The 20,837-nt window shown below is 73.8% G+C and carries 13 protein-coding genes; 5 read left to right on the top strand and 8 right to left on the bottom strand.

Annotated features, from left to right (window positions below; genetic code table 11):
- Positions 1-18: 18 nt before the first annotated feature.
- The 5 genes from AB0M28_RS31130 to AB0M28_RS31110 all read right to left on the bottom strand — a co-directional run bounded on the left by AB0M28_RS31130 (position 19) and on the right by AB0M28_RS31110 (position 6,522).
- On the bottom strand, positions 19-1,665 hold the full coding sequence (locus AB0M28_RS31130; RefSeq protein ID WP_365412448.1) for a PrsW family intramembrane metalloprotease: 1,647 nt from the start codon (positions 1,663-1,665) through the stop codon (positions 19-21).
- A 198-nt stretch (positions 1,666-1,863) separates the two neighbouring features.
- Positions 1,864-2,694, bottom strand: coding sequence for a tRNA (guanosine(46)-N7)-methyltransferase TrmB (gene trmB, locus AB0M28_RS31125; protein WP_365412446.1), 831 nt, complete (start codon positions 2,692-2,694; stop codon positions 1,864-1,866).
- Positions 2,695-2,784: 90 nt separating this feature from the next.
- On the bottom strand, positions 2,785-3,981 hold the full coding sequence (lhgO, locus tag AB0M28_RS31120) for an L-2-hydroxyglutarate oxidase (protein ID WP_365412462.1): 1,197 nt from the start codon (positions 3,979-3,981) through the stop codon (positions 2,785-2,787).
- A 132-nt stretch (positions 3,982-4,113) separates the two neighbouring features.
- A complete protein-coding gene (locus AB0M28_RS31115) occupies positions 4,114-4,998 on the bottom strand; it encodes a prohibitin family protein (protein WP_365412444.1) in 885 nt (294 codons plus the stop codon).
- A gap of 111 nt (positions 4,999-5,109) precedes the next feature.
- On the bottom strand, positions 5,110-6,522 hold the full coding sequence (locus AB0M28_RS31110; protein ID WP_365412442.1) for an MFS transporter: 1,413 nt from the start codon (positions 6,520-6,522) through the stop codon (positions 5,110-5,112).
- Between the two features lie 708 nt (positions 6,523-7,230).
- Between AB0M28_RS31110 and AB0M28_RS31105 the strand changes: the two genes are divergently transcribed.
- Together AB0M28_RS31105 and AB0M28_RS31100 are read left to right on the top strand one after the other, a co-directional pair.
- Positions 7,231-9,324, top strand: coding sequence for an asparagine synthase-related protein (locus AB0M28_RS31105; RefSeq protein ID WP_365412440.1), 2,094 nt, complete (start codon positions 7,231-7,233; stop codon positions 9,322-9,324).
- Between the two features lie 67 nt (positions 9,325-9,391).
- Positions 9,392-12,571 carry a BTAD domain-containing putative transcriptional regulator gene (locus AB0M28_RS31100; RefSeq protein WP_365412438.1) on the top strand — a complete coding sequence of 1,060 codons (3,180 nt, stop codon included), beginning with the start codon at positions 9,392-9,394 and terminating at the stop codon, positions 12,569-12,571.
- A 19-nt stretch (positions 12,572-12,590) separates the two neighbouring features.
- Here AB0M28_RS31100 and AB0M28_RS31095 read toward each other — a convergent pair whose 3' ends face one another.
- Both AB0M28_RS31095 and AB0M28_RS31090 read right to left on the bottom strand, forming a co-directional pair.
- Positions 12,591-14,384: a sigma-70 family RNA polymerase sigma factor gene (locus AB0M28_RS31095; protein ID WP_365412436.1), complete on the bottom strand. Its 1,794-nt coding sequence runs from the start codon at positions 14,382-14,384 to the stop codon at positions 12,591-12,593.
- Between the two features lie 189 nt (positions 14,385-14,573).
- Complete coding sequence (locus tag AB0M28_RS31090) at positions 14,574-15,305, bottom strand: helix-turn-helix domain-containing protein (protein WP_365412434.1); 732 nt, start codon at positions 15,303-15,305, stop codon at positions 14,574-14,576.
- Between the two features lie 309 nt (positions 15,306-15,614).
- On the opposite strand from AB0M28_RS31090, the gene AB0M28_RS31085 reads away from it, so the two are divergent.
- On the top strand, positions 15,615-16,961 hold the full coding sequence (locus AB0M28_RS31085) for an NAD(P)/FAD-dependent oxidoreductase (RefSeq protein WP_365412432.1): 1,347 nt from the start codon (positions 15,615-15,617) through the stop codon (positions 16,959-16,961).
- A gap of 63 nt (positions 16,962-17,024) precedes the next feature.
- Positions 17,025-18,662 (top strand): SpoIIE family protein phosphatase, encoded by a 1,638-nt coding sequence (locus AB0M28_RS31080; protein WP_365412430.1) that lies wholly within the window; start codon positions 17,025-17,027, stop codon positions 18,660-18,662.
- A 68-nt stretch (positions 18,663-18,730) separates the two neighbouring features.
- On the opposite strand, the gene AB0M28_RS31075 is transcribed toward AB0M28_RS31080, so the two are convergent.
- Entirely contained in the window at positions 18,731-20,002 is a 1,272-nt protein-coding gene (locus AB0M28_RS31075; RefSeq protein WP_365412428.1) for an MFS transporter, read from the bottom strand.
- Positions 20,003-20,122: 120 nt separating this feature from the next.
- Between AB0M28_RS31075 and AB0M28_RS31070 the strand changes: the two genes are divergently transcribed.
- Positions 20,123-20,620 carry a MarR family transcriptional regulator gene (locus AB0M28_RS31070; RefSeq protein WP_365412426.1) on the top strand — a complete coding sequence of 166 codons (498 nt, stop codon included), beginning with the start codon at positions 20,123-20,125 and terminating at the stop codon, positions 20,618-20,620.
- The last annotated feature ends 217 nt before the right edge of the window (positions 20,621-20,837 follow it).

Raw genomic sequence — 20,837 nt, 5'->3', positions numbered from 1 at the left:
TACGCGGAAGCGGACGGATCAGGTGTGCCGTCCCCCGCCCATCCCCCAGCCCGGGGTGGTGGGTTCGGTTCGGGCGGGGCTGCCTGCCGGGGGTGGGAAGTGCTGGGCCGCCGCCGGGTGGGGGTACGGCCTCGCGGCGGGGGCGGGGACCGTGTTCGCCGGGGGGTGGGCGGTGCCGGGCGGGGGCGGGTACGCGCCCGGCGGGGGGTACGTCCCCGGAGGGGCCGGGTACAGGCCCGGGTTGCCGTACGCCCCCGGAGGGGCCGGATACGTGCCCGTCGGAGGGCCGTACGCCCCCGGCGGGGGGCCGTACGGCGCTGCAGCGGGCGGGTACATGCCGGGGTGCGGGGGCATGCCCGGGTGCCACTGCATCGGGAGGCGGGGGCGCAGGTCCGACCAGGCTGCCTGGGTCAGGGCCGGCTGGGCTATCACCCTGTGTTCCCACAGCGTGTTCAGGAGGGCCGCCTCCGCGGTCGTGAAGTCCGGGGCCAGGTTGCCCCGCTCCGCGTGGGCGCGCAGCAGGGCCAGGGACGTGGCCGCCCGTTCGTACTCGCGGACCGCCTTCTTGCCCGGCTTGCCGTGCGTGCGCGCGGCGAGGTCGCGGGCCAGTTTGCGGGTGCGGAACTTCGACAGGGCGTGCGGCTCCGGGAGCGTGAGCCAGCCCGCTGTCGCGTACGCCGGGAGCTTGTCCTTCAGCGTGCGCAGTTCGCGGCCCCTGGACCAGATCGCCAGCCAGATCAGCAGGCCGAACACGGGGACCATGAACAGTGCGTACACCGCCAGGAAGCCCAGACCGCCGAAGACCAGCGAGCCGTTCCACATGCCGTGCATCAGCATCGCCGTGAGCACGCCCGCGATCGGGAGCAGCGTGCGCCGCGCCTTGCGGTCGCGCGCCGTCATCGCCGCCAGGCCGAAGCCGATGCCCGTCATCGCCGTGAAGAGGGGGTGGGCGAAGGGGGAGAAGATCCCGCGGACTATGAACGTCGCCGCCGTGATCGAGAACGGGGTGTCGTAGCCGAGGTTCTGGTCCTCGCCGTACGCCCTGCCCAGGTAGAGGATGTTCTCCGTGAAGGCGAAGCCCGTCGCGGCTATGCCGGCGATGACGATCCCGTCCACCAGCCCTGTGAAGTGGCGGCGGCGGAAGAAGAACAGCAGGAGTACGGCCCCCGCCTTCGCCGTCTCCTCCACGACCGGGGCCACGAGTGACGCCGTCCACAGGTCCGCCTCGCGGGTACGGCCCACGGGGAGGCCCGAGGCGATCCACTCCGCCGCGAAGCTGTTCGCCACGATCGCCACCAGCGTCGCCGCGAACGCTCCCCAGGCGAAGGCGAACGCCATGTTGCGCCACGGGGCCGGGTCGACCTTGTCGATCCAGCGGAACGCGAGGATGAGCAGCGGGCTCGGCAGCGTGGCCAGGCCCAGGCCCACCAGGAAGCCGTGTGTGCCCGTCTCCCTGCGGACCGTCCACAGCATGATCAGGGCGCAGACCGCCAGGACCGTGACCACCAGGGTCAGGCGCAGCGCCCGGCGCTGCCAGATGCGGACGCGCGGCGGCTGGTAGTCCCAGTCGGGCGGCGCGGACGCCAGCAGCCCCTGCGGGGCTGTGCCCGCCTCGCCCACCGTCCCCGCCTCGCCGAACGTCCCCGCCTCACTCGATGGCGTCACCTCGGGAGATCCGCTCCCACCGTGGGCGGGCTCGCCGGAGTCGTCCGGGCGCACCGGCTCCCCCACCGACTCCTCCGCGGGCGGCGGCTGTATCCCCCCGGTGCGGGGCGGCTCTGCGCTTTCAGCTCCGTGCTGCACCCGACGACCTTAGCCATTGCCTCTGACAGAACGCGATGGGGCGAAGGACCGAGACCGGGCTCACACCCGCCGGAACAGCAGATCCCGCACCACATGTCCCTTGCCCAGACCCTGCCCCTCGAACCGGGTACGGGGGCGGAACTCGGGACGCGGGGCGTAGTCCGCGTGCGTGTTCTCGAAGTGCGGGTCCGCCGTCAGCGCCTCCAGCATCCACTCCGCGTACGGCTCCCAGTCCGTCGCGCAGTGCAGCAGCGCGCCCGGTGCCATCCGGGACGCCGCGAGCGCCAGGAACTCCGGCTGGATGATCCGGCGCTTGTGGTGGCGCTTCTTCGGCCACGGGTCCGGGAAGTAGACGCGGACGCCGGCCAGGGACTCCGGCGGGAGCATCTCGCGCAGCAGGATGATCGCGTCGCCGTTCGCCACGTGGACGTTCGTCAGGCCCTTCGCCTCGATCAGGCGCAGCAGGTTGCCCTGGCCGGGCGTGTGGACGTCCGCGGCGAGGATGCCGGTGTCCGGGTCGCCCTCCGCCATCTGCGCGGTCGCCTCGCCCATCCCGAAGCCGATCTCCAGGACGACGGGGCGGCCCTCGAAGAGCTTGTCCAGGTCGAGTACGCGGTGGCCGTCGATGTCCAGGCCCCACACCGGCCACAGGCGCTTGAGCGCGTCCTCCTGCGCGGCCGTCACGCGGCTGCGGCGCGGCTGGAACGAGCGGATCCGGCGCTCGTGGTGCGAGCCGGCCGGGTCCGCGGCCGGGCCGCCCGGGTACTTCGTCGCCTTCGGCGTGGGGCGGGGGACGCCCTTGCCCGTCAGGGAGACGGGCGGCGTCTCGGCTGCGGCCGGGCGCGTCTCGGGCGCGGGGCTGTTCTGCGGGGTGGAGGTGTTATCAGACACGATGTGTTGATTCTACGGGCCCTCGCCCGGGCCCTCAGCCCTCCGCGGGCAGCTCGTGCTGAGGCCCTCAGCCCTCCGCAGACGAGGCCCTCAGTCCTCCCCCGACAGCGCCTCCACCGCCCTGCGCGCCACCTCGCGCCCGATCGGCAGCGACGCCGTCGCCGCCGGGGACGGCGCGTTCAGTACGTGCACGGTCCGCGGCCCCTCCGCGAACAGGAAGTCGTCCACCAGCGTCCCGTCCCGCAGCACCGCCTGCGCCCTGACGCCCGCCGGCGCCGGCAGCAGGTCCTCCGGGGCCGCCTCCGGCAGCATCCGGCGCACCTCCGCCGTGAACGCCTCCCTCGACAGGGAGCGCCGCAGCTCCGTCGCCTCGTACCGCCAGTGCCGGCGGGCTATCCGCCACGCGCCCGGGAAGCCCAGCACACCCGCCACGTCCCGGGGGGACACCGTCCGCCAGTCGTACCCCTCGCGGGCCAGCGCGGGGACCGCGTTCGGGCCGACGTGGACGCCGCCGTCGACGCCCCGGGTGAGGTGTACGCCGAGGAAGGGGAACGCCGGGTCCGGCACCGGGTACACGAGGCCCTTCACCAGCTCCGGCCGGGCGAGGGTGTAGTACTCGCCCCGGAACGGCACGATGCGCATCCCCGGGCTGTCGCCCGCCAGCCGCGCGACACGGTCGCAGTGCAGGCCGGCGCAGTTCACCAGTGCCCGGGCGCGGATCACGGTGCCGTCCGTCGTACGGACCGCGACGGCCGAGGGGCGGCGGGCGATCTGCCGGACCTCCTTGCCGTACAGCACGTCCAGGCCCTCCGCGAACTGCCGCGCCACCGCGGTGAAGTCCGCCACGCCCGTCGTACCGACGTGGATCGCGGCGATGCCCGTCACGTGCGGCTCGTGCTCGGCGATCTGGGCGGGGCCCAGTTCCCGGACGGGGATCCCGTTCTCGCGGCCCCGCTGGGCCAGGGCGTGGAGGCGGGGGAGTTCGGCGCGGGTCGTCGCGACGATCAGCTTGCCGGTCACGGCGTGGGGGAGGCCGTGTTCCGCGCAGAACTTCACCATCTCCGCCGCGCCCTGCGTCGCGTAGCGGGCCTTGAGCGAGCCCGGGCGGTAGTAGATCCCGCTGTGGATCACGCCGCTGTTGCGGCCGGTCTGGTGCCGGGCCGGGCGGTCCTCCTTCTCCACGACCAGGACGCGGGTGCCCGGCGCCTGGCGGTTCAGGGCGTACGCCGTGGAGAGGCCGACGATGCCGGCGCCGATGACCAGTACGTCGCAGTCGTACGCCATCAGCCTCTCCCGGCTCGTCGGACACGCACACACGGACATGGACACGGACACGCACACGGATGTGCGCACGGATACGCACGATGATGCCTTGGCCCGCCGGGGCCCGTGTCAAACCTCGAATCCTCCCCCCGCCGTCTACCCCTTCCCCCCGTCCACGATCACCGGCGTCCCCGAGCCCTTCCCGCACGGCACCGCGTACACGGGACCCTCGGCCGCCGCCTTCTCGAAGGCGTCGATGCACTGGCTCGCCAGGACCCGGTCCGTCAGCGAGCCGTTCAGGATGCGGTTCGCGGTCGCGATGGCCTCCGCCTCGATGCGCCGGCGCTCCGCCTCCGCCTCCGCGGTGCGGGTCGCCTCGCGGGCGCGCTCGGTGGCCTGCTCCTGCTGGATCTTGCGGTCGATCTGCTCCTGCAGCTCCTTCGACGGCTTCACGTTCCGCAGGTTCACCGCCGCCACCGTGATCCCGCGCGGCTCCAGCCGGGCCTCGATCAGCCGGGTGAGCTCCGCCGCGATCTGGGCCCGCGCCGAGGCGTAGCCCTCCTCGCTGGTGTGCCGGGCGAAGACATCGCGGACGATCTCCCGGCTGTCGGGGCGTACGAGCCGCTCCTGGATCGACTCCTCGTCGCCCGCCAGCCGGTACAGGTCGACGGCCCTGTCCGCCGCCACCGTCCACTTCACCGTCACGTCGACGGTCATCACCCCGCCCTGCGACGAGCGGACCTCGATGGTGTCGTCCCCGCCCAGGTCCAGGTCCACCGGCCGGGTGGAGAACGTCGTCACGCTCGTCACCGGCGAGCGGAAGTGCAGACCGGAGCGCATCGGCTCCCCGGTCTTCCCGAACGTCACCGGCACCCCCACCTCGGCGGCCCCGACGACGTGGATGCAGCTGCCCAGCCCCAGCAGCACGCCCAGCCCCAGCGCGGTGTACCCGAGCCCCTTGAGTCCTGTCCCCACCCCGGACCGGCCGAGCGTGTAGAGCACCACGGCCGCTATCAGCAGCAGTACGGCAAAGAAGAGCACTGCGCTCCCCCCATCTCCTTCGTGAAATCGGTTGATTGCACGAGGAGACGCCAGGGCGGATGAAGCGCCGGGGCGCGAAAAGTGAACTCCCGGCGTACCCGGGATGAAGTCCTACGCCGGCGCCACCAGCAACGGCCGTGCCCGCTCCCGCAGTTCGGCCACCTTCGGCTCGTTGCCGTACGGCTCCATCCGGTGCAGCAGATCCCGTACGTACTCCGTCGTACGCGCCGACGAGATCCGGTTGGCGACCTCCACCGCCCGGACGCCCGCCGCGCACGCCGCGTCGAGGTTGCCGGACTCCAGCTCCGCCACCGCGGAGACCACCAGCCGCAGGCCGTGCGAGCGGACGAACGCCTCCGTCGGCTGCGAGAGGGCCTGCTCCGTGAAACGGCGTACCTGGCGCGGAGCCTTCAGGTCGCGGTAGCACTCGGCGGCGTCCGCCGCGAGCCGGTCGTAGGTGAAGAAGTCGAGCCACGGCGGGTCCGCGTCGCCCTCGCGGGAGCGCTCCAGCCAGCCCTCCGCCGCGGCGAGCGCCGCTCCGGCCGCCGCCCCGTCGCCCGCCCGGGCGTGCGCGCGGGCCTCGATGAGGTGGAAGAAGCTCATCGTACGGGCGGTCGCCAGGCCCCGGTTGCGCTCCAGGGCCGCCTGCGCGAGGTCGACGCCCTCGTCGGCGTAACCCCGGTAGGTGGCCTGCAGGGACATCGACGCCAGGACGTACCCCCCGAGGGGGACGTCCGCCGCGGCCCGGGCGAGGCGCAGCGCCTGGATGTAGTACCGCTGCGCCGCCTCCTGCTGGCCGGTGTCGAAGGCCATCCAGCCCGCCAGCCGGGTGAGTTCGGCCGTGGCGCCGAAGAGGGAGCGCCCCACCTCGTCGCTGTACGACCCCAGCAGCAGTGGCGCGGCGTCCACCCGCAGGCACTCCGGCACCATCGAGGCGCGCCAGTCCCCGCCGCCGTACTTGGAGTCCCAGCGGCGGGCCTCCTCCGCGGCCTCCTTCAGCTTCTGTACGTCGCTGTGGCCGACCCGCGCCCCGTCCCCGGACATGTCGCGCGCCACCGAGGAGTCGGCGGGCGTTATCAGCCACCGCGAGGCGGGCGTCGCGTACGCGCTCACCGCGAACGAGCCCGCCAGCGACTGCCAGATGCCGCCGCCGCCCGCGCGCCGGCCCGCGTGGTCGAGCCGGTAGAGCTCCGTCGCGGACCGCACCGCGGCCCCGACGTCCCGCGGGAACGCCAGGCCCACCTCGGGCGCGGGGTCCGAGTCGGCGAGGCCGATCTCGTGGAGCGGGACGGGCCGTCCCAGTTTGGAGCCGATGGCCGCCGCGATCAGATGCGGGGCGGCGCCCTGCGGCACCATGCCCTTGGTGACCCAGCGGGCGACGGAGGTCTTGTCGTAGCGCAGGGTCAGTCCGCGCTGGGCGCCCAGGTCGTTGACCCGGCGGGCGAGGCCCGCGTTGCTGATTCCGGCGAGGGCGAGGAGGGCGCCGAGCTTCTCGTTCGGCCCGCGTGATTCCTTGGCGTTCATGGGCACCCCTCGACCTTTGGCGGCACTCCTGCCGCCTGTCGCCTCAGCCGTACCCCGGTCTTTTCATGACAGGGGCATACGTATACCCAGCGTAGTTCCCCATGTCCCGACCGTTAAGAGGACGTGTTCCGGATGGCGGGATCCCTGCCGCCGGAGGGGGCCCGCGGTGGTGTGCGACCGGGGTGTGTGGCCGTGCGCCCGAAGTGCGCTCTGGGCGGACTCCGCGGACAGCGCTTGCATGGGAGTCGCGTGGGTCGGCCCGCCTCAGCGCGGGCCGGGGGACACCGCCGTCCCAATCCCCGCGGACGGCGGACGGGACCGGGGGGTGTAGGGCGCCTCCCGGTCCCCGCCGCCGGCGGATGCCGCGGGTGCCGGTCCGGAGATTGGCTGAATGCTGCTGTAGTGCGGTAGTTCGCCGTGACTTGGCGTGCAGTTCGCCGGAAAAGCGTGTGGCACGCCACGTGCGCTCCCCAGTGCCACTCAAATGCGCCCCTGTCGTGGCAGCATGGTGCCCAAGAAGCGGCAGTTTCCCACGCCAGCCCTGCTGTTGACCGCGAACACCCGCCATGCGCCGGCTGTACGAAGCGCGTCCTGGAGTCCATGGGCGCGCACGTCGGCGGCACGGCTGTGCCCGGTGACGGCGGGGGCGCTCCCGGCGGCCGCCGGAGACTGCTCTTCCCAACCTGTCCACAGGCTGTGGAGGCGCCGATGCGGTGGTTGGTCGGATGGAGCAGTACGGCCACCGGTTCGTCGTTCCTCGACGACGGCGGCGGCTGGCGCTACGACGTACAGCCGATGGGCGGCCAACTCCTGTGGGACGGACCGGATCCGCTGTGGGCCGTCGGTGACTGGCGGCCGGACGAGATCCGGCTGGTGCAGATCGCCCCCGCCATCCGCCTCGCGGTGTTCGGCTGCTGCGGGGCGAGCGACGAGCAGCTGCGCGCGGGCCTGAAGTCGGCGCGCGGCGGCGCGGTGCGGCATCTGACGGCCTGGTCCGGCTCGTACACGGTCGTCGCCCAGGTCGACCGGCGTACGACGGTGGTGGGCGATCTCGCGGGCGCGCGGCCGGTGTTCCACACGCCGTGGGCCGGCGGTACGGCGTACAGCACGGCCGCCCTGCCGCTCGCCGACCTGGTCGAGGCGCAGCTGGACGTCTCCCAGCTCGCCGCCGTGCTGGCCTGCCCCGAATCGCCCGAGGCGGTCGGCGACCGGACGCCGTACACGGGCGTGTGCCGGATGCCGCCGGGGCACGCGCTCATCCTGCGCGAGGGCGCGCGCGAGATCACGGGCTACGAACCGCGCGCCTCCCTCGCGGTCTCCGCGCCGGAGCTCGACGCGGAGACGGCACTCAGAGGCGTACGGGACGCGCTCATCGACTCCGTACGCGCCCGGCTCGCGGCTCCCCGGCACGCGCCCCTGGTGGAGCAGCGGGACCCCGGGCCCGTCCCCGGGATGGGCCCGTACGAGCGCCGCGCGCAGCGCGGGCCCGCGCCGGGGCTGGGCGCCGACCTGTCCGGCGGCCCCGCCTCCGGCACCCTCGCCCTGCTCGCCGCCGGGCTGCCGGGGATGCCCGGTACGCCGCTGGGGCTCGGCTCGGGGGAGGGGGAGCGGCTGCTCGCCGTCACCTTCAACGACCTCGCCAGCCAGTCCACTCCGGCGCGCGCCGCCGAACTCGAGCGCGCGCACAGCCTCGCCGAGAGCCCCCGTCTGCACCACGTGGTCGTCGCGGCGCACGAGGAGGGCCTGCCGTACGCGGACCTGGACGGCGCCCCGCTGACCGACGAGCCCGGCCCGTCGCTGGTGTCCGCCGCCCGCCACCGCATCCGGCTGTCCGCCGGCAGCGCGGACCACCTCGTCGGCGCGGGCGCGCGCGAGGTGCTGGACGCGCATCCGGCGCGGCTCGCGGATCTGCTGCTGGACCGCCGCCGCCGGCATCTGGTGCGCCCCGTCACCGCGTTGGCGCGCACCTCGGGCTCCGCCAGGTCGATGCTGGTGCCGTGGACGGTCTACCGCGCGGCGCGCAAGCTGGCCCGTACGGACTACCGGACCGGTATCCAGTCCGTCGCCGATCTGCTCATCGACGACCCGGCCTACACCCCGGCCGGCCCCGCGCCCGCCGTACGGGCCTCGCTGGCCGCCATGACCTGGGCCCGGCCCGGCGCCGCCGCCCGCTGGCTGACGGGGGAGGCGCTCGCTGACGTATCGATTCGCCTGATGTCCGTCGCGGACCGCGTGCCGTCCTCCGCCCGCCCCGGCGAACTGCGCGCAGCCGCAGCGCTCGCCCGGCGCGCGGCCGACCACCGGGTGCTGGAGCAGGCCGCCGAACTGCGCGGCCAGCGGCTGCACGTGCCGTTCCTCGACAACGCGGTCGTACGGGCCTGCCGTGCGCTCCCCGAGGCGCTGCGCGTCCAGCCGGGCGCCCGCGTCGCCGTGCTGCGCGCCGTCCTCGACGGGGCCGGCATCCGCGAACTGCCCGCCGGCTTCGGCGCGCCGTCCATCGGCGTCCAGGCGTCCGCCGCGCGGACGGGGCTGCGGGTGGCCGTGGACGACGTGCTGGACCTCTTCGAACGCCCGCTCCTCGCGGACGCGGGCCTCGTCGACGCCCGCGTCGTACGCGAGGCCCTGCACGCCGTCGCCGCGGGGGCGTCCGTACCGCTGGCCGGCTTCGCGGACCTGGTGTCCGCGGAGATGTGGCTGCGCCGGCTGCTGGCGCGGCGCGGCTCGTGCTGGACGGGGGAGAAGGCGCCGCGGCAGCGGGCGGTGGCGGGCGGGATACAGAAGCGGCTGTCGTCGCTGCCGTGAGCACCTTCCCGTTATGCCGCAGGTAAACGCGGCGGCGTCTGTCACCGCCGTGCACAACAATGACCCCGTGCGTTATCTGATCCTCGGCCCGACCGAAGCCCGCGACCCCGGCGGCACCCCCGTGCCGCTCGGCGGTTCACGGCTGCGCGCCCTGCTCACGGCCCTCGCCCTCCAGGCGGGCGGCGCCGTGTCCGTCGAGGCGCTGGTCGACGAGGTGTGGGCCGAGGACGAGCCGCCCGCCGACGCCACCGCCGCCCTGCAGGCCCTGGTGGGCCGGCTGCGCAAGGTGCTCGGCAAGGACGCGGTCGAGTCCGCGCCCGGGGGGTACCGGCTCGCGGCGGCCCGCGCGGACGTGGACCTGCTGCACTTCGAGGACCTGGTCCAGCAGGCCGACGGCGACCCGCACACCGCCGCCGCCCGGCTGCGCGAGGCCCTCGGCCTGTGGCGCGGCGAGGCGCTCGCCGACCTCCCCGACCGCGCCGCCGCCGCGGCCCGCCCCGAGGCGCTGCGGCTGACCGCGCGGCACCGGCTGTTCGAGGCCGGCCTGGCGCTGGGCGAGGCCGAGGAGCTCGTCCCGGAGCTGCGGGAGGCCGTCGCCGACCATCCGCTCGACGAGCGCTTCCACGCCCAGCTCCTCCGCGCCCTGCGCGCCGCAGGCCGGCACGCCGACGCCCTCGCGGCGTACGAGGAGGCCCGCGGCAGCCTCGCCGACCAGCTGGGCACCGACCCCGGCCCCGAGCTGCGGGCGCTGCACCAGGAGCTGCTGGCGGGCGAGCCGCAGACGCCCGGCCCGGCGCCCAGGGGCAACCTCAAGGCCCGGCTCACCAGCTTCGTCGGCCGCGAGGCCGACCTCGGCACCCTGCACGCCGATCTGGACCGCGGCCGGCTGGTCACGCTCACCGGCCCCGGCGGCTCCGGCAAGACCCGGCTGTCGGAGGAGGCCGCCGCCCGGATCAGCCGCCCGGACGGCGTCTGGTTCGCCGAACTCGCCCCCCTCGACCATCCGGCCGCCGTCCCTGGGGCCGTCCTCAACGCCGTCGGTGGCCGCGAGACGCTCCTCCTCACGAGCTTCGAGGCCCCGAGGAGGATCGAGGACCCCACCGAGCGGCTGCTGGAGCACTGCGCCCACCGCAAGATGGTGCTCGTCCTGGACAACTGCGAGCACGTCATCGAGGCCGCCGCCGCCCTCACGGCGACGCTCCTGGAGCACTGCCCGGACCTGACGGTCCTCGCCACCAGCCGCGAGCCCCTCGGCGTCCCCGGCGAACTCGTCCGCCCGGTGGAGCCGCTGCAGCCGCCGTACGCCCAGCGCCTGTTCGCGGAGCGCGCCCGCGCCGTACGGCCGGACTTCGACCCCGCGGGCCGGGCCGAGGACCGCGAGGCCATCGCCGAGATCTGCCGCCGCCTCGACGGTCTGCCCCTGGCCATCGAACTGGCCGCCGCCCGGCTGCGGATGCTCTCCCCGCGCCAGATCGCCGACCGCCTCGACGACCGCTTCCGCCTGCTCACCAGCGGCAGCCGCACCGTCCTGCCGCGCCAGCAGACGCTGCGCGCGGTCGTCGACTGGTCGTGGGACCTCCTCGACGACCGCGAGCGCGCCCTGCTGCGCCGGCTGTCCGTCTTCGCCGGCGGCTGGACGCTGGAGGCGGCGGAGGCGGTCTGCGGCGACGGCCCCGAGGTGCTCGACCTGCTGGGCGCCCTCGTCGACAAGTCCCTCCTCGTCGCCGACACCGACGGCCCCGAGGTGCGCTACCGGATGCTGGAGACCATCCACGAGTACGCCGTGGAGCGCGCCGCCGAGGACCCGCAGGACCACGCCGCGACGCTGCGCCGCCACGTCGCCCACTACCGCGCCTTCGCCACCGCCGCCGAGCCGGAACTGCGCTCCGCCGAGCAGCTGCACTGGCTGCCCCGCGTGGAGGCGGACCTCGACAACCTGCGGGCCGCCCTGCACCGCAGCATGGAGGCCGCCGACGAGGACGACGCCCTGACCATGATCTTCGCCCTCGGCTGGTTCTGGGCGCTGCGCAACTACCGCGACGAGGGCGCCGACTGGTGCGCCCGGGCGTCCGCCCGCTGGCCGCAGCCCGACGACGAGGACGATCCCCGGTTCTGGCCCCGTACGGACCTGCTGCTGCTGCGCTACTTCCTGCTCTCCGAGCAGATGCGCCAGGAGGACGTGCGCCGGCCCGAGATCCAGGAACTGCTGCGCCGCTGCACCGAGCTGTACTCCCGCCCCGGCCCGCACGGCGCCCGTTTCCCCGGGCTGCTGTGGCCGTTCTCCGGTTTCCTGCTCCAGGGCGGCTGGCCGCTGATGGAGTACATGGAGAAGGCCGTACGGAACGTCCGCCGCTACGGCGGCGAATGGGAACTCGGCGTCATTCTCACCTTCCGGCTGCACATCGTCATCGACAGCCCCGGCGGCGTGCGCGTGGCCCCCCAGGACCTCGCCGAGGTGGAACGGATCACCAGACGTGCCGGCGACCGCTGGATCCTGGCGCAGGTGGCCGCCGCCCGCGGTGAGATGGCGACGTACGGCGGCCGCTATCCGGAGGCCCGCGCCGCCTACGACGAATCGATCCGCCTCAGCAACGAGCTCGGCGCCCACATCGAGGTCCCCTTCCTCATGGCCCGGCTGGCAGAACTCGAGTACCGCAGCGGCGACCTGGAGCGGGCGGAGCAGACGCTGGACGCCGCCGAACGCGAGGCCGACGAGCGCGGCGCCCAGGACATCCGCACCTACGCGGCCACCATGCGCGCGGGGCTGGCGCTGCGCCGCGACGACGTGGCCGGGGCCCGCGACTGGTACGAGCGGTCGTGCCGGGAGATCCGCCGGGGCAGCCCGCCGCCGATGTTCGAGGTGATCCTGCGCAGCATCGAGGGCCAGATCGTCGCCGCCGAGGGTGATCTGTCCCGCGGGCTGCGCGGGCTGGCGGAGGCGCTGCGCCTCGGCATCGAGACGCGCTGTACGGAGGTGATCCAGGCGACCGTTCCCGAGGCGGCCGCCCGGGCGCTGTCGGCGGCCGGTGAACACCTGCCCGTGGCACGGCTGCTGGGCGCGAGCGACGCCTGGCGCGGCGGTCTGCCGCGCGGTGTGCCGGACGAGGACGAGGCGCGGCGGCTGGCGGACGCGGCCCGCCGCGCGCTGGGCGACGCCCGCTACGACGAGCTGTACGCGCAGGGCGGAGCGCTGTCGCAGGAGGACGTGGCGGGGGAGCTGGACGCGCTGGCCGAAGGCCTGGCGTAACCGGCTGGCGGACGGACCCCTAGCGGCAGCTGAGCCGCGCCAGCGCCCAGTCCGACACCACCCCGGTGTACCGCGACTCCTCCGGCTCCACGACCAGCCGCAGCGTCGTCTCCCGCCCGCTGAGCGGCACATGGACCGCGACCGCCGGATCCCCGCCGCGCACCCAGTCCGAGCGCCAGAGCCGTACGTCGTCGCCGTACACGGAGAAGCGCACCGACCCGTACCGCGTCATCATGTCGTCGACCCCGGCCATCGCGTCGAACGACGTGCACCGGTGGCCGTTGAGGTCGATGAGCACCGACGACTTCGCGTGCACGGTGATGCCGTGCGCGTAGTGCGTGCCGCCGATGTCCATCCCCTGGCGCTGCCACCACCAGCCGCTCCGGTTGACGACGATCTCCGGTCCGGAGCCGTCGCCGAAGACGTCCGAGTCGATGCCGCCGACGCGGTAGTCGGCGGGCTGGGCCGGCGGGGGCGGCGGCGGGGTCGGGGTCGGCTTCGGCTTGGGCGCCACCGGTGACGGCGGAGGCGTCGGCGACGGCTTGACCAGCGGCGGCGTGGGGGTGGGCGTCGGCGAGGGCGACGGGGGCGGCGGCGCCTCGGGGGAGGGCTTCTCCGGGGAGGGCGACGGCGCGGGCTGCTCCACCGCGGGGGCGGAGGCCGGCGGGGACGCCTTCGCCTCGACCTTGGGCTCGGGATCGTCGCCGATCAGCGTGAGCGCCAGCGCCACACCGGCCGCCGCGGCCACCACACCGGCCGCGATACCGGCCTTCACCGGCGCCCCGACACCCTCGGCCGCGGCCCCGCCACCGGCCGCGGCGCCACCGCCGCTCCCGGAGGCCGCCGCCGCGCCGCCCGCGGCGGCACCCGCGCCGACGGCCCCGCCGGCGACGGCGAAACCGGCCGCCTTCAGCGCCGTACCGGCGGCGAACCAGCCGACGACCGCCACCGGCAGCAGCGCGCGCAGCCGGGCGTTGACGTCGGCCACCTCGACGGCGGCCACGGAGCACTTCTCGCAGTCCTCCAGATGCTTGCGCAGCCCCCGCTCCGCCCGCATCCGCAAGCCCCCGCGGGCGTACGCGCCGAGCCGGTCGGCGTAGCGCGCGCACTCCCCGCCGCGCGTCAGCGACGTCGACACGTGCGCCTGCAGATACGCCTGCTTCAGCCCCTCGCGGGCCCGATGGGCCAGTACGGCGGTGGCGTTGGCCGTCAGCCCCAGCAGCGGCGCCACGTCCTGCGGCGACTCGTCCTCGACCGTGGTGTGCCACAGCACCGTCTGCCACCGCTCCGGCAGCGAGCGGAACGCCTGGACGGCCATGGACTGCTCGGCCTCGTGCATCGCCCGGATGTCGGCGCCCAGATCGAGGGTGTCCTCGTCCACCGAGGGCCGCGACGCCTGCGCCGCGAACACGGCGAAGTCCTCGACGAGCTGCTCCCGCTTCGCCGAGCGCGTCCAGCCGGCGGCCACCCGCCGCACACTGGTCAGCAGATACGCCCGCACCGCCGTCTCCGGCCCGGCCCCGCCGCGCACCGCCTGCAGGGTCCGCGCGAACACCTCGGCCGTCAGATCGTCGGCGGTGTCCGCGTCGCGGCAGCAGGTACGGGCATAGCGGCGCACGGCCTCCGCGTGGCGGCGGTAGAGCTCCTCGTACGCGCCGTCGTCGCCGCCCCGCATCCGGGCGACGAGATCCGTGTCGGAGGGCACGCCGGACGTGACCCCGGTGTCCTGGGGCGCACGCTGGCGCGGGACGGCCTCACCGGCGGGAGGCTCCGCCGGTTGCCGCCCTTCGCGGCCCGAATCCTCAACTGCCATGCCAGTGGCCCCCGTAGACGATCGCGCAGCCAATCACCGGCAGAGCGTGCCACATGAGAACCGACCCGCAACCGGGTGAGACTCGTCAACCACTCGTCCGGGGTGTTTTGCCGGAGAGCAGTACTACCAGTCACCCATTGGGGGTAGCTTCATCAAATTATCGTTCTATTCTCGCGAAACCGCGCTGACTCAGTCCCCCGGCCGCGACCGCAGCCCCGCCAACAGGATGTCGAGCAGCCGGGCCGACGCCGCCGCCTGCTGCGCCGCGTCGGGCAGCGAGGGTGCCGCGGTGGCTATCACCAGCAGCACGTCGGACACCGTGACATCCGTACGCAGCTCACCGGCCGAACGCGCCCGCTCCACCAGCCGCCCGACGACCTCCAGCAGCGCCTCGGCGCCGGACCCCTCGTACGACTGGCGCTGCTCGACCACGCGCAGCCCCGCGTCACCGCGCTGCTGCGGCACCCGGGTTACCCCGTCCAGCAGAGCCCCGTCCGGACCGACCCCCAGCACCTGCGGCGGCAGCAGCCGCCCGGCGCCGGAGGCCACCGAACCGCGCAGGAAGCGCTCCAGCGCCGCCCACGGCCGGTCCTCCTGGCCCAGCGCGGCGCGCGCCTGCTCCGTCAGCCGCGCGGTCTCCTCCTCGGCGATCCGCCGGACGAGGACCTCCTTGCTCGGGAAGCGCCGGTACACGGTGCCGACCCCCACGCGGGCCCGCCGTGCGACGTCCTCCATCGGCGCGCCGTACCCCGACTCGCCGAACACCTCGCGCGCCGCGCGCAGCACATGCTCCAGATTCCGCTGGGCGTCCACTCGCAGCGTCGTGCGACCGTTACCGTCCGTGGCCGCGGACACCGATACGGCCCCGCCGTCAGCCGGCGACGGGCTGCCATGAAAGCCGGTACGTCCCTGAACACGCATACACATTCCCCCGGTTAGTCAGTCGTCTCCCCCCGGAGACTCCCCACCCTTACCCGCCGGTGAGACCGCAGCATCCGTACCACAGACACATCCCGGCGACTTATGAACATAGTTCAGCCCCGGACCGGAGAGAAGAGGAATCGTCCGAGCAGCCGAACTCCGGGACCACGTCCTGGGGCGGCGGACCGGGCGCCCACCGGGGACGGGAACCCACAAAACCCGTCCCCGCCTGTGGACAAAAGCGCGCGTGCGGTGCCTCACTGGGAGGCTGAACGACGCGACGGAGCGAGACCCGGACAAGGGGGTCGGATGGCACACGGACCAGCGCGCATCCTGGTCGTGGGCGGCGGATACGTCGGTATGTACACGGCGCTGCGCCTCCAGCGGACCCTGCGCGCGGAAGAAGCGGACATCACGGTCGTCAGCCCCGACCCCTACATGACGTACCAGCCGTTCCTCCCCGAGGCCGCGGCCGGCTCCATCTCCCCCCGCCACGTGGTAGTACCCCTGCGCCGCGTGCTGCCGCGCTGCACGGTCACCGTCGGTGAGGCGGTCTCCGTCAGCCACGCCGAGCACACGGCCCGGATCGAGACCCTCGCCACCCGCGAGGCGGGCGAGGAGGCCGTGCCGCTGGAGTACGACCACCTCGTCCTGTGCCCCGGCTCCATATCCCGCGTGCTCCCCGTCCCGGGCCTCGCCGAGCACGGCATCGGCTTCAAGTCCGTCGAGGAGGCCATCGGCCTGCGCAACCACGTCCTGGAGCAGCTCGACATCGCCTCCTCCACCCGCGACGCCGCCGCCCGCGAGGCGGCGCTGACCTTCGTCTTCGTCGGCGGCGGATACGCGGGCGTGGAGGCGCTGGCCGAGCTGGAGGACATGGCCCGCTACGCCTGCCGCTACTACCACAACGTCCGCCCCGAGGAGCTGAAGTGGATCCTGGTCGAGGCCAGCGACCGCATCCTCCCCGAGGTCGGCCCGGAGCTCGGCGTCTATACGGTGCGCGAACTGCGCCGGCGCAACATCGACGTACGCCTCGAGACCCGCCTCGACTCCTGTACGGACCGCGTCGTCACGCTCTCCGACGGATCGAAGTTCCGCGCCCGCACCATCGTCTGGACGGCCGGCGTCCGCCCGCACCCGGTCCTCGCGGCCTCCGACCTGCCCCTCGACGACCGCGGCCGCCTCACCTGCACGGCCGCGCTGCGCGTCGAGGGCACCGAGGACGCCTGGTCGGCCGGCGACGCGGCCGCCGTCCCCGACGTCACCCGCCCCGGCGAACTGTGCGCGCCCAACGCCCAGCACGCCGTCCGCCAGGCCAAGGCCCTCGCCGCCAACCTCGCCGCCACCCTGCGCGGCGGCGCGGTCAAGGACTACTCCCACTCGTACGCGGGATCCGTCGCCTCCCTCGGACTGCACAAGGGCGTCGCCCATGTGTACGGACGCAAGCTCAAGGGCTACCCTGCCTGGCTCATGCACCGCGCCTACCACCTCAGCCGGGTGCCCACCTTCAACCGCAAGGCCCGGGTGCTGGCCGAATGGACCCTCGCGGGACTCTTCAAACGGGAGATCGTCTCGCTCGGCTCGCTCGAGAACCCCCGAGCGGAATTCGAACTCGCCACCGATACGGTGCGCCGCCCCGGACGGGACGAACCCTAGACATGTGACCATGGTGGGGCGACGCGGGGGCGGCCCCGTGCGACCAGGACCAGGAAGAGATCCGTGAACTTCACCCGCTGGAGCCCCCGGCTCCCCGGCTCCCCGCGCCGCACGGCGGCCTCCGCCGCCCAGGCGGTGGGCGGTCCGGTGCCCGCGGCCCGGGCGGCCTCGCCGGCGGACGAGCCGCTGCCGGCGGACGGGCTCTCGGTGGCGGAGACCCTCGGCCGGCTCCCGGCCCTGGTCGCGGTCGTGTACGGCACGGAGCACCGGGTCGGCTACGTGAACGACGCCTACGTCGACGTCTTCGGCCCCACCTCCGCGGAGGACGGCGAACCGGCCGCGGACCTCCTCCCGGAGCTCGCCGAGATCGGCGTCCTGCCCCTCATGGACCAGGTGCTGCGCAGCGGCCGGCCGCGCACCGCCAAGGCCCGCCGCGTCCCCGGCGGCCGCTCCTTCACCTTCACCTGCAGCCCCCTCGACGTGGGCGGCACCCCCGGCGTGATGGTCTTCGGCGCCGACGTCACCGACCAGGTCACCGCCGCCGAACGGCTCCGCGAGGGTGAACGCCAGCAGCGCGAGGCCGCGGTGGCCCTGCAGCGCAGCCTCCTCCCGCAGGGCCTGGAACAGCCCGACGACCTGCGCGTCGCCGCCACGTACCAGCCCGGCGGCACGGACGCCGCGGTCGGCGGCGACTGGTACGACGTGATCACTCTCGGCGCCGGCCGCACCGCCCTCGTCATCGGCGACGTGATGGGCCGCGGCGTACGCGCGGCGGCCGTGATGGGCCAGCTGCGCACCGCCGTACGCGCCTACGCCAAGCTCGACCTCCCGCCGCACGAGGTCGTCCAGCTCCTGGACGGCCTCACCTCCGACATCGACCCGAACCAGATCGCCACCTGCGTCTACGCTGTACACGACCCGAACGAGGGCCACCTCGTCCTGGCCTCCGCGGGCCACGTACCCCTGCTCATCCGCGACTCCTCCGGCACGGTGCAGCAGGTCGACTCGCCGACCGGCCCGCCGCTCGGCACCGGTGGCTGGGTGTACACCTCCGGCACGGTCGAGATGCAGCCGGGCGCGACGGGCGTGCTCTACACCGACGGGCTCATCGAGCGGCGCGGCGAGGACATCGAGGACGGCATCACCGCCCTGGAGCACGCCTTCGCCGGCGCCACCGGCTCCCCGTCCGTGGTCTGCGACCGCCTCATCCGGACCCTCGGCGTCACCGCCGAGCACGACGACGACGTGGCGGTGCTGGTGTTCCAGCACCCCGACCACGACGGCGCGGAGGCCGAGCTGTTCCGCGGGGCGGCGCTCGACCTCCTCGGCGGGATCGAGGCCGCGCCGCGCGCCCGGGCGTTCGCCTCCGGGGTGCTGGCCTCGTGGCGGTTCCCCACCGACATGCACGACGCGGGGGTGCTCGCCGCGAGCGAGCTGGTCGCCAACTCGCTCCAGCACGGGACGCCGCCCATGCGCCTGCGCCTGCGCCGTACGGACCGCCGGCTGATCGTCGAGGTCACCGACGGCGACGACCGGCTGCCGCGCCGGCGCGTCGCCGAACCCGCGGACGAGGACGGCCGCGGCATCTCGATCGTCGCCACGATCGCCTCGTCCTGGGGGGCGCGGCGGACGCCGGGGGGCGGGAAGTCGGTTTGGTGTGAGTTTGTGCTTCCGGGAACAGGGGGTCTGGGGGGCTGGTAAGCCCCCCAGCGAACACCGCCGGCCTGTCAGACCTGTGCCGAAAGCACGGGCCAGGGCCGCCTCAGCCGCTAGACCTCCACCGTCGCCGGCACCCGCCCGTCGCTCCCCGCGACCACCTTGCTCACCTGAACCGGCAGATCCTGCTCCGGCGTCAGCCGCTTCCCCAGTCGCAGCGCCACGGCGGAGATCCCGAACGAGCAGAGCACCAGCATCGTGATGTACGCGCCGTACGCGCCCGCTCCCGCCATCAGCCCGCCGACCGCCGGACCGAGGGCCAGGGCCAGCTGCTTGACCAGCGCGAACGTCGCGTTGTACTGGCCGATCATCGACGCGGGCGCGAGGTCCGCCACCAGCGGGGCGACGGTCGGCGACAGCATCGCCTCACCGAGGCCGAAGAGCGCGTACGTCGAGATGATCGCCGTGACGGCCATCGCGTGCCCGTCGACCAGCCAGCCCGAGGCCGCCGCCGCGAGCCACGCCACGGTCCACACGAGCCCGACCGCCGCGATGACGCGGCTCCGACGCCGGCGCTCGACGAGGCGCAGCACCAGGAACTGGGCCACCACGATCACCGCGGTGTTGGCCGCGAGGGCCACACCCAGCGTCGCCGGCGTGATCCGCGAGACCTCCAGCGCGAACGCCGACAGACCCGACTCGAACTGTCCGTAGCAGGCGAAGAACATCACGAAGCCCAGCACGCACAGCTGCACCATGGCCCGGTCGGCGAGCAGCACCCGCCACCGGCCGCCCTGGCCCTGGGGCACGGCGCCCTCGGTCCGCGGCGCGTGCGGCAGCCGCACGCTGAGCACGACACCGGCCAGCACCAGGAACATCGTCGCCTCGACGGCGAAGAGCAGGCTGAAGGACGAGGGCACGTGCTCGTCCACCAGCAGCCCGCCGAGCAGACCACCGATACCGAGCCCGAGGTTGTTCAGGAAGAACTGGGTGGCGAACGCCCGCGACCGGGTCGACGGCGTCGACGACCACACGATCATCGTGGCCAGCGCCGGCTGGATGACGGCGATGCCCGCACCCATCACCAGGGTGGACGCCAGCACCATGGCCGTGGTGGAGGACAGCCCCAGCGACAGGGATCCGACGGAGGCGGCGACCGCACCCGCGATGGCGACCGGCAACGGCCCGCGCTGATCGATGACCCGCCCGGTGAAGGGGAGCACCAGCAGCGCGGCCATGGCGAAGCCGGCGAGCGCGATGCCCGCCGTCGTCGAGCCCAGGTCCCGCACCTGCGACACGTACAAGAACGTGTACGGAACCGTGAAGCCGTTGCCGAACGCGCTCAGCGCGTTGCCCATCTGAATCCGGCGCAGAGCTGCGCCCATCGCGGTAGTCACACTCACCTACTAGGTTGAAGTCTTCGAAAGTAAAGTTCGAAGCTAAAGAGTACACAGTGAAGGGCTTAGACGCGAACGATTAACGGGGACCCGTGCCATACTCGCCCCATGTCGGAGCCGACCCTCGAACAGCAGATCGCGATCTACCAGCGAGAGTTCAAGGACCTCGACCCCCAGGTCGAGAAGGTCGTGTCGGCCGTCGCCCGGCTGGCGCGCAGGATGAACGTGGCGTACGACCGCCACCTGGCCGACCTGGAGATCAGCACCGCGGAGTTCCAGGTCCTCAAGGGCCTGGTCGTCTCCGGCGACCCGTACCGGCTCAGCCCCGGCGAGCTCGCCCGGGACCTCTCCCTCACCCCGGCCGCCATGACCCACCGGATCGACAAGATGGTCCAGGCCGGCCTCGTCACCCGGGAGCGCGACGAGTCCAACCGGGTACGGGTCATCGTCGGCCTGACGGACCTCGGCCGCGAGAAGTGGCTGGCCGCCATGCGGATGGGCGCGGCCTTCGAGGAGAACCTGCTCGGCGAGCTGTCCTCGGAGCAGCGCGGGGCGCTGGGCGACATGCTGACGACGCTGCTCCAGCGGGTCGACGAGGCGAGTTGACACGGGGCATCCCGATCCGTAAAGTTCTTCGGGTTGCCACGGAGCCGTAACGGTTCTGCGGCGACACCTCTGCCGCTCACAGCGGCAAACTCACTACTCAGCACGTCCCCTTCACCGGGTCGATTTCGGCATGCCGAAATTCGATTCGAAAAGGCTCGATTAGGAGTCTGGAGGGAAACCCGCTAACGTAGTGAACACACCGCGAGGGCGGGCCGCG

The sequence above is a fragment of the Streptomyces sp. NPDC051940 genome (assembly GCF_040680895.1).
In the GTDB taxonomy this organism is placed as follows: domain Bacteria; phylum Actinomycetota; class Actinomycetes; order Streptomycetales; family Streptomycetaceae; genus Streptomyces.
Note: the sequence above shows the minus strand (reverse complement) of the source record. Positions and strands in the feature narration are given on the sequence as shown.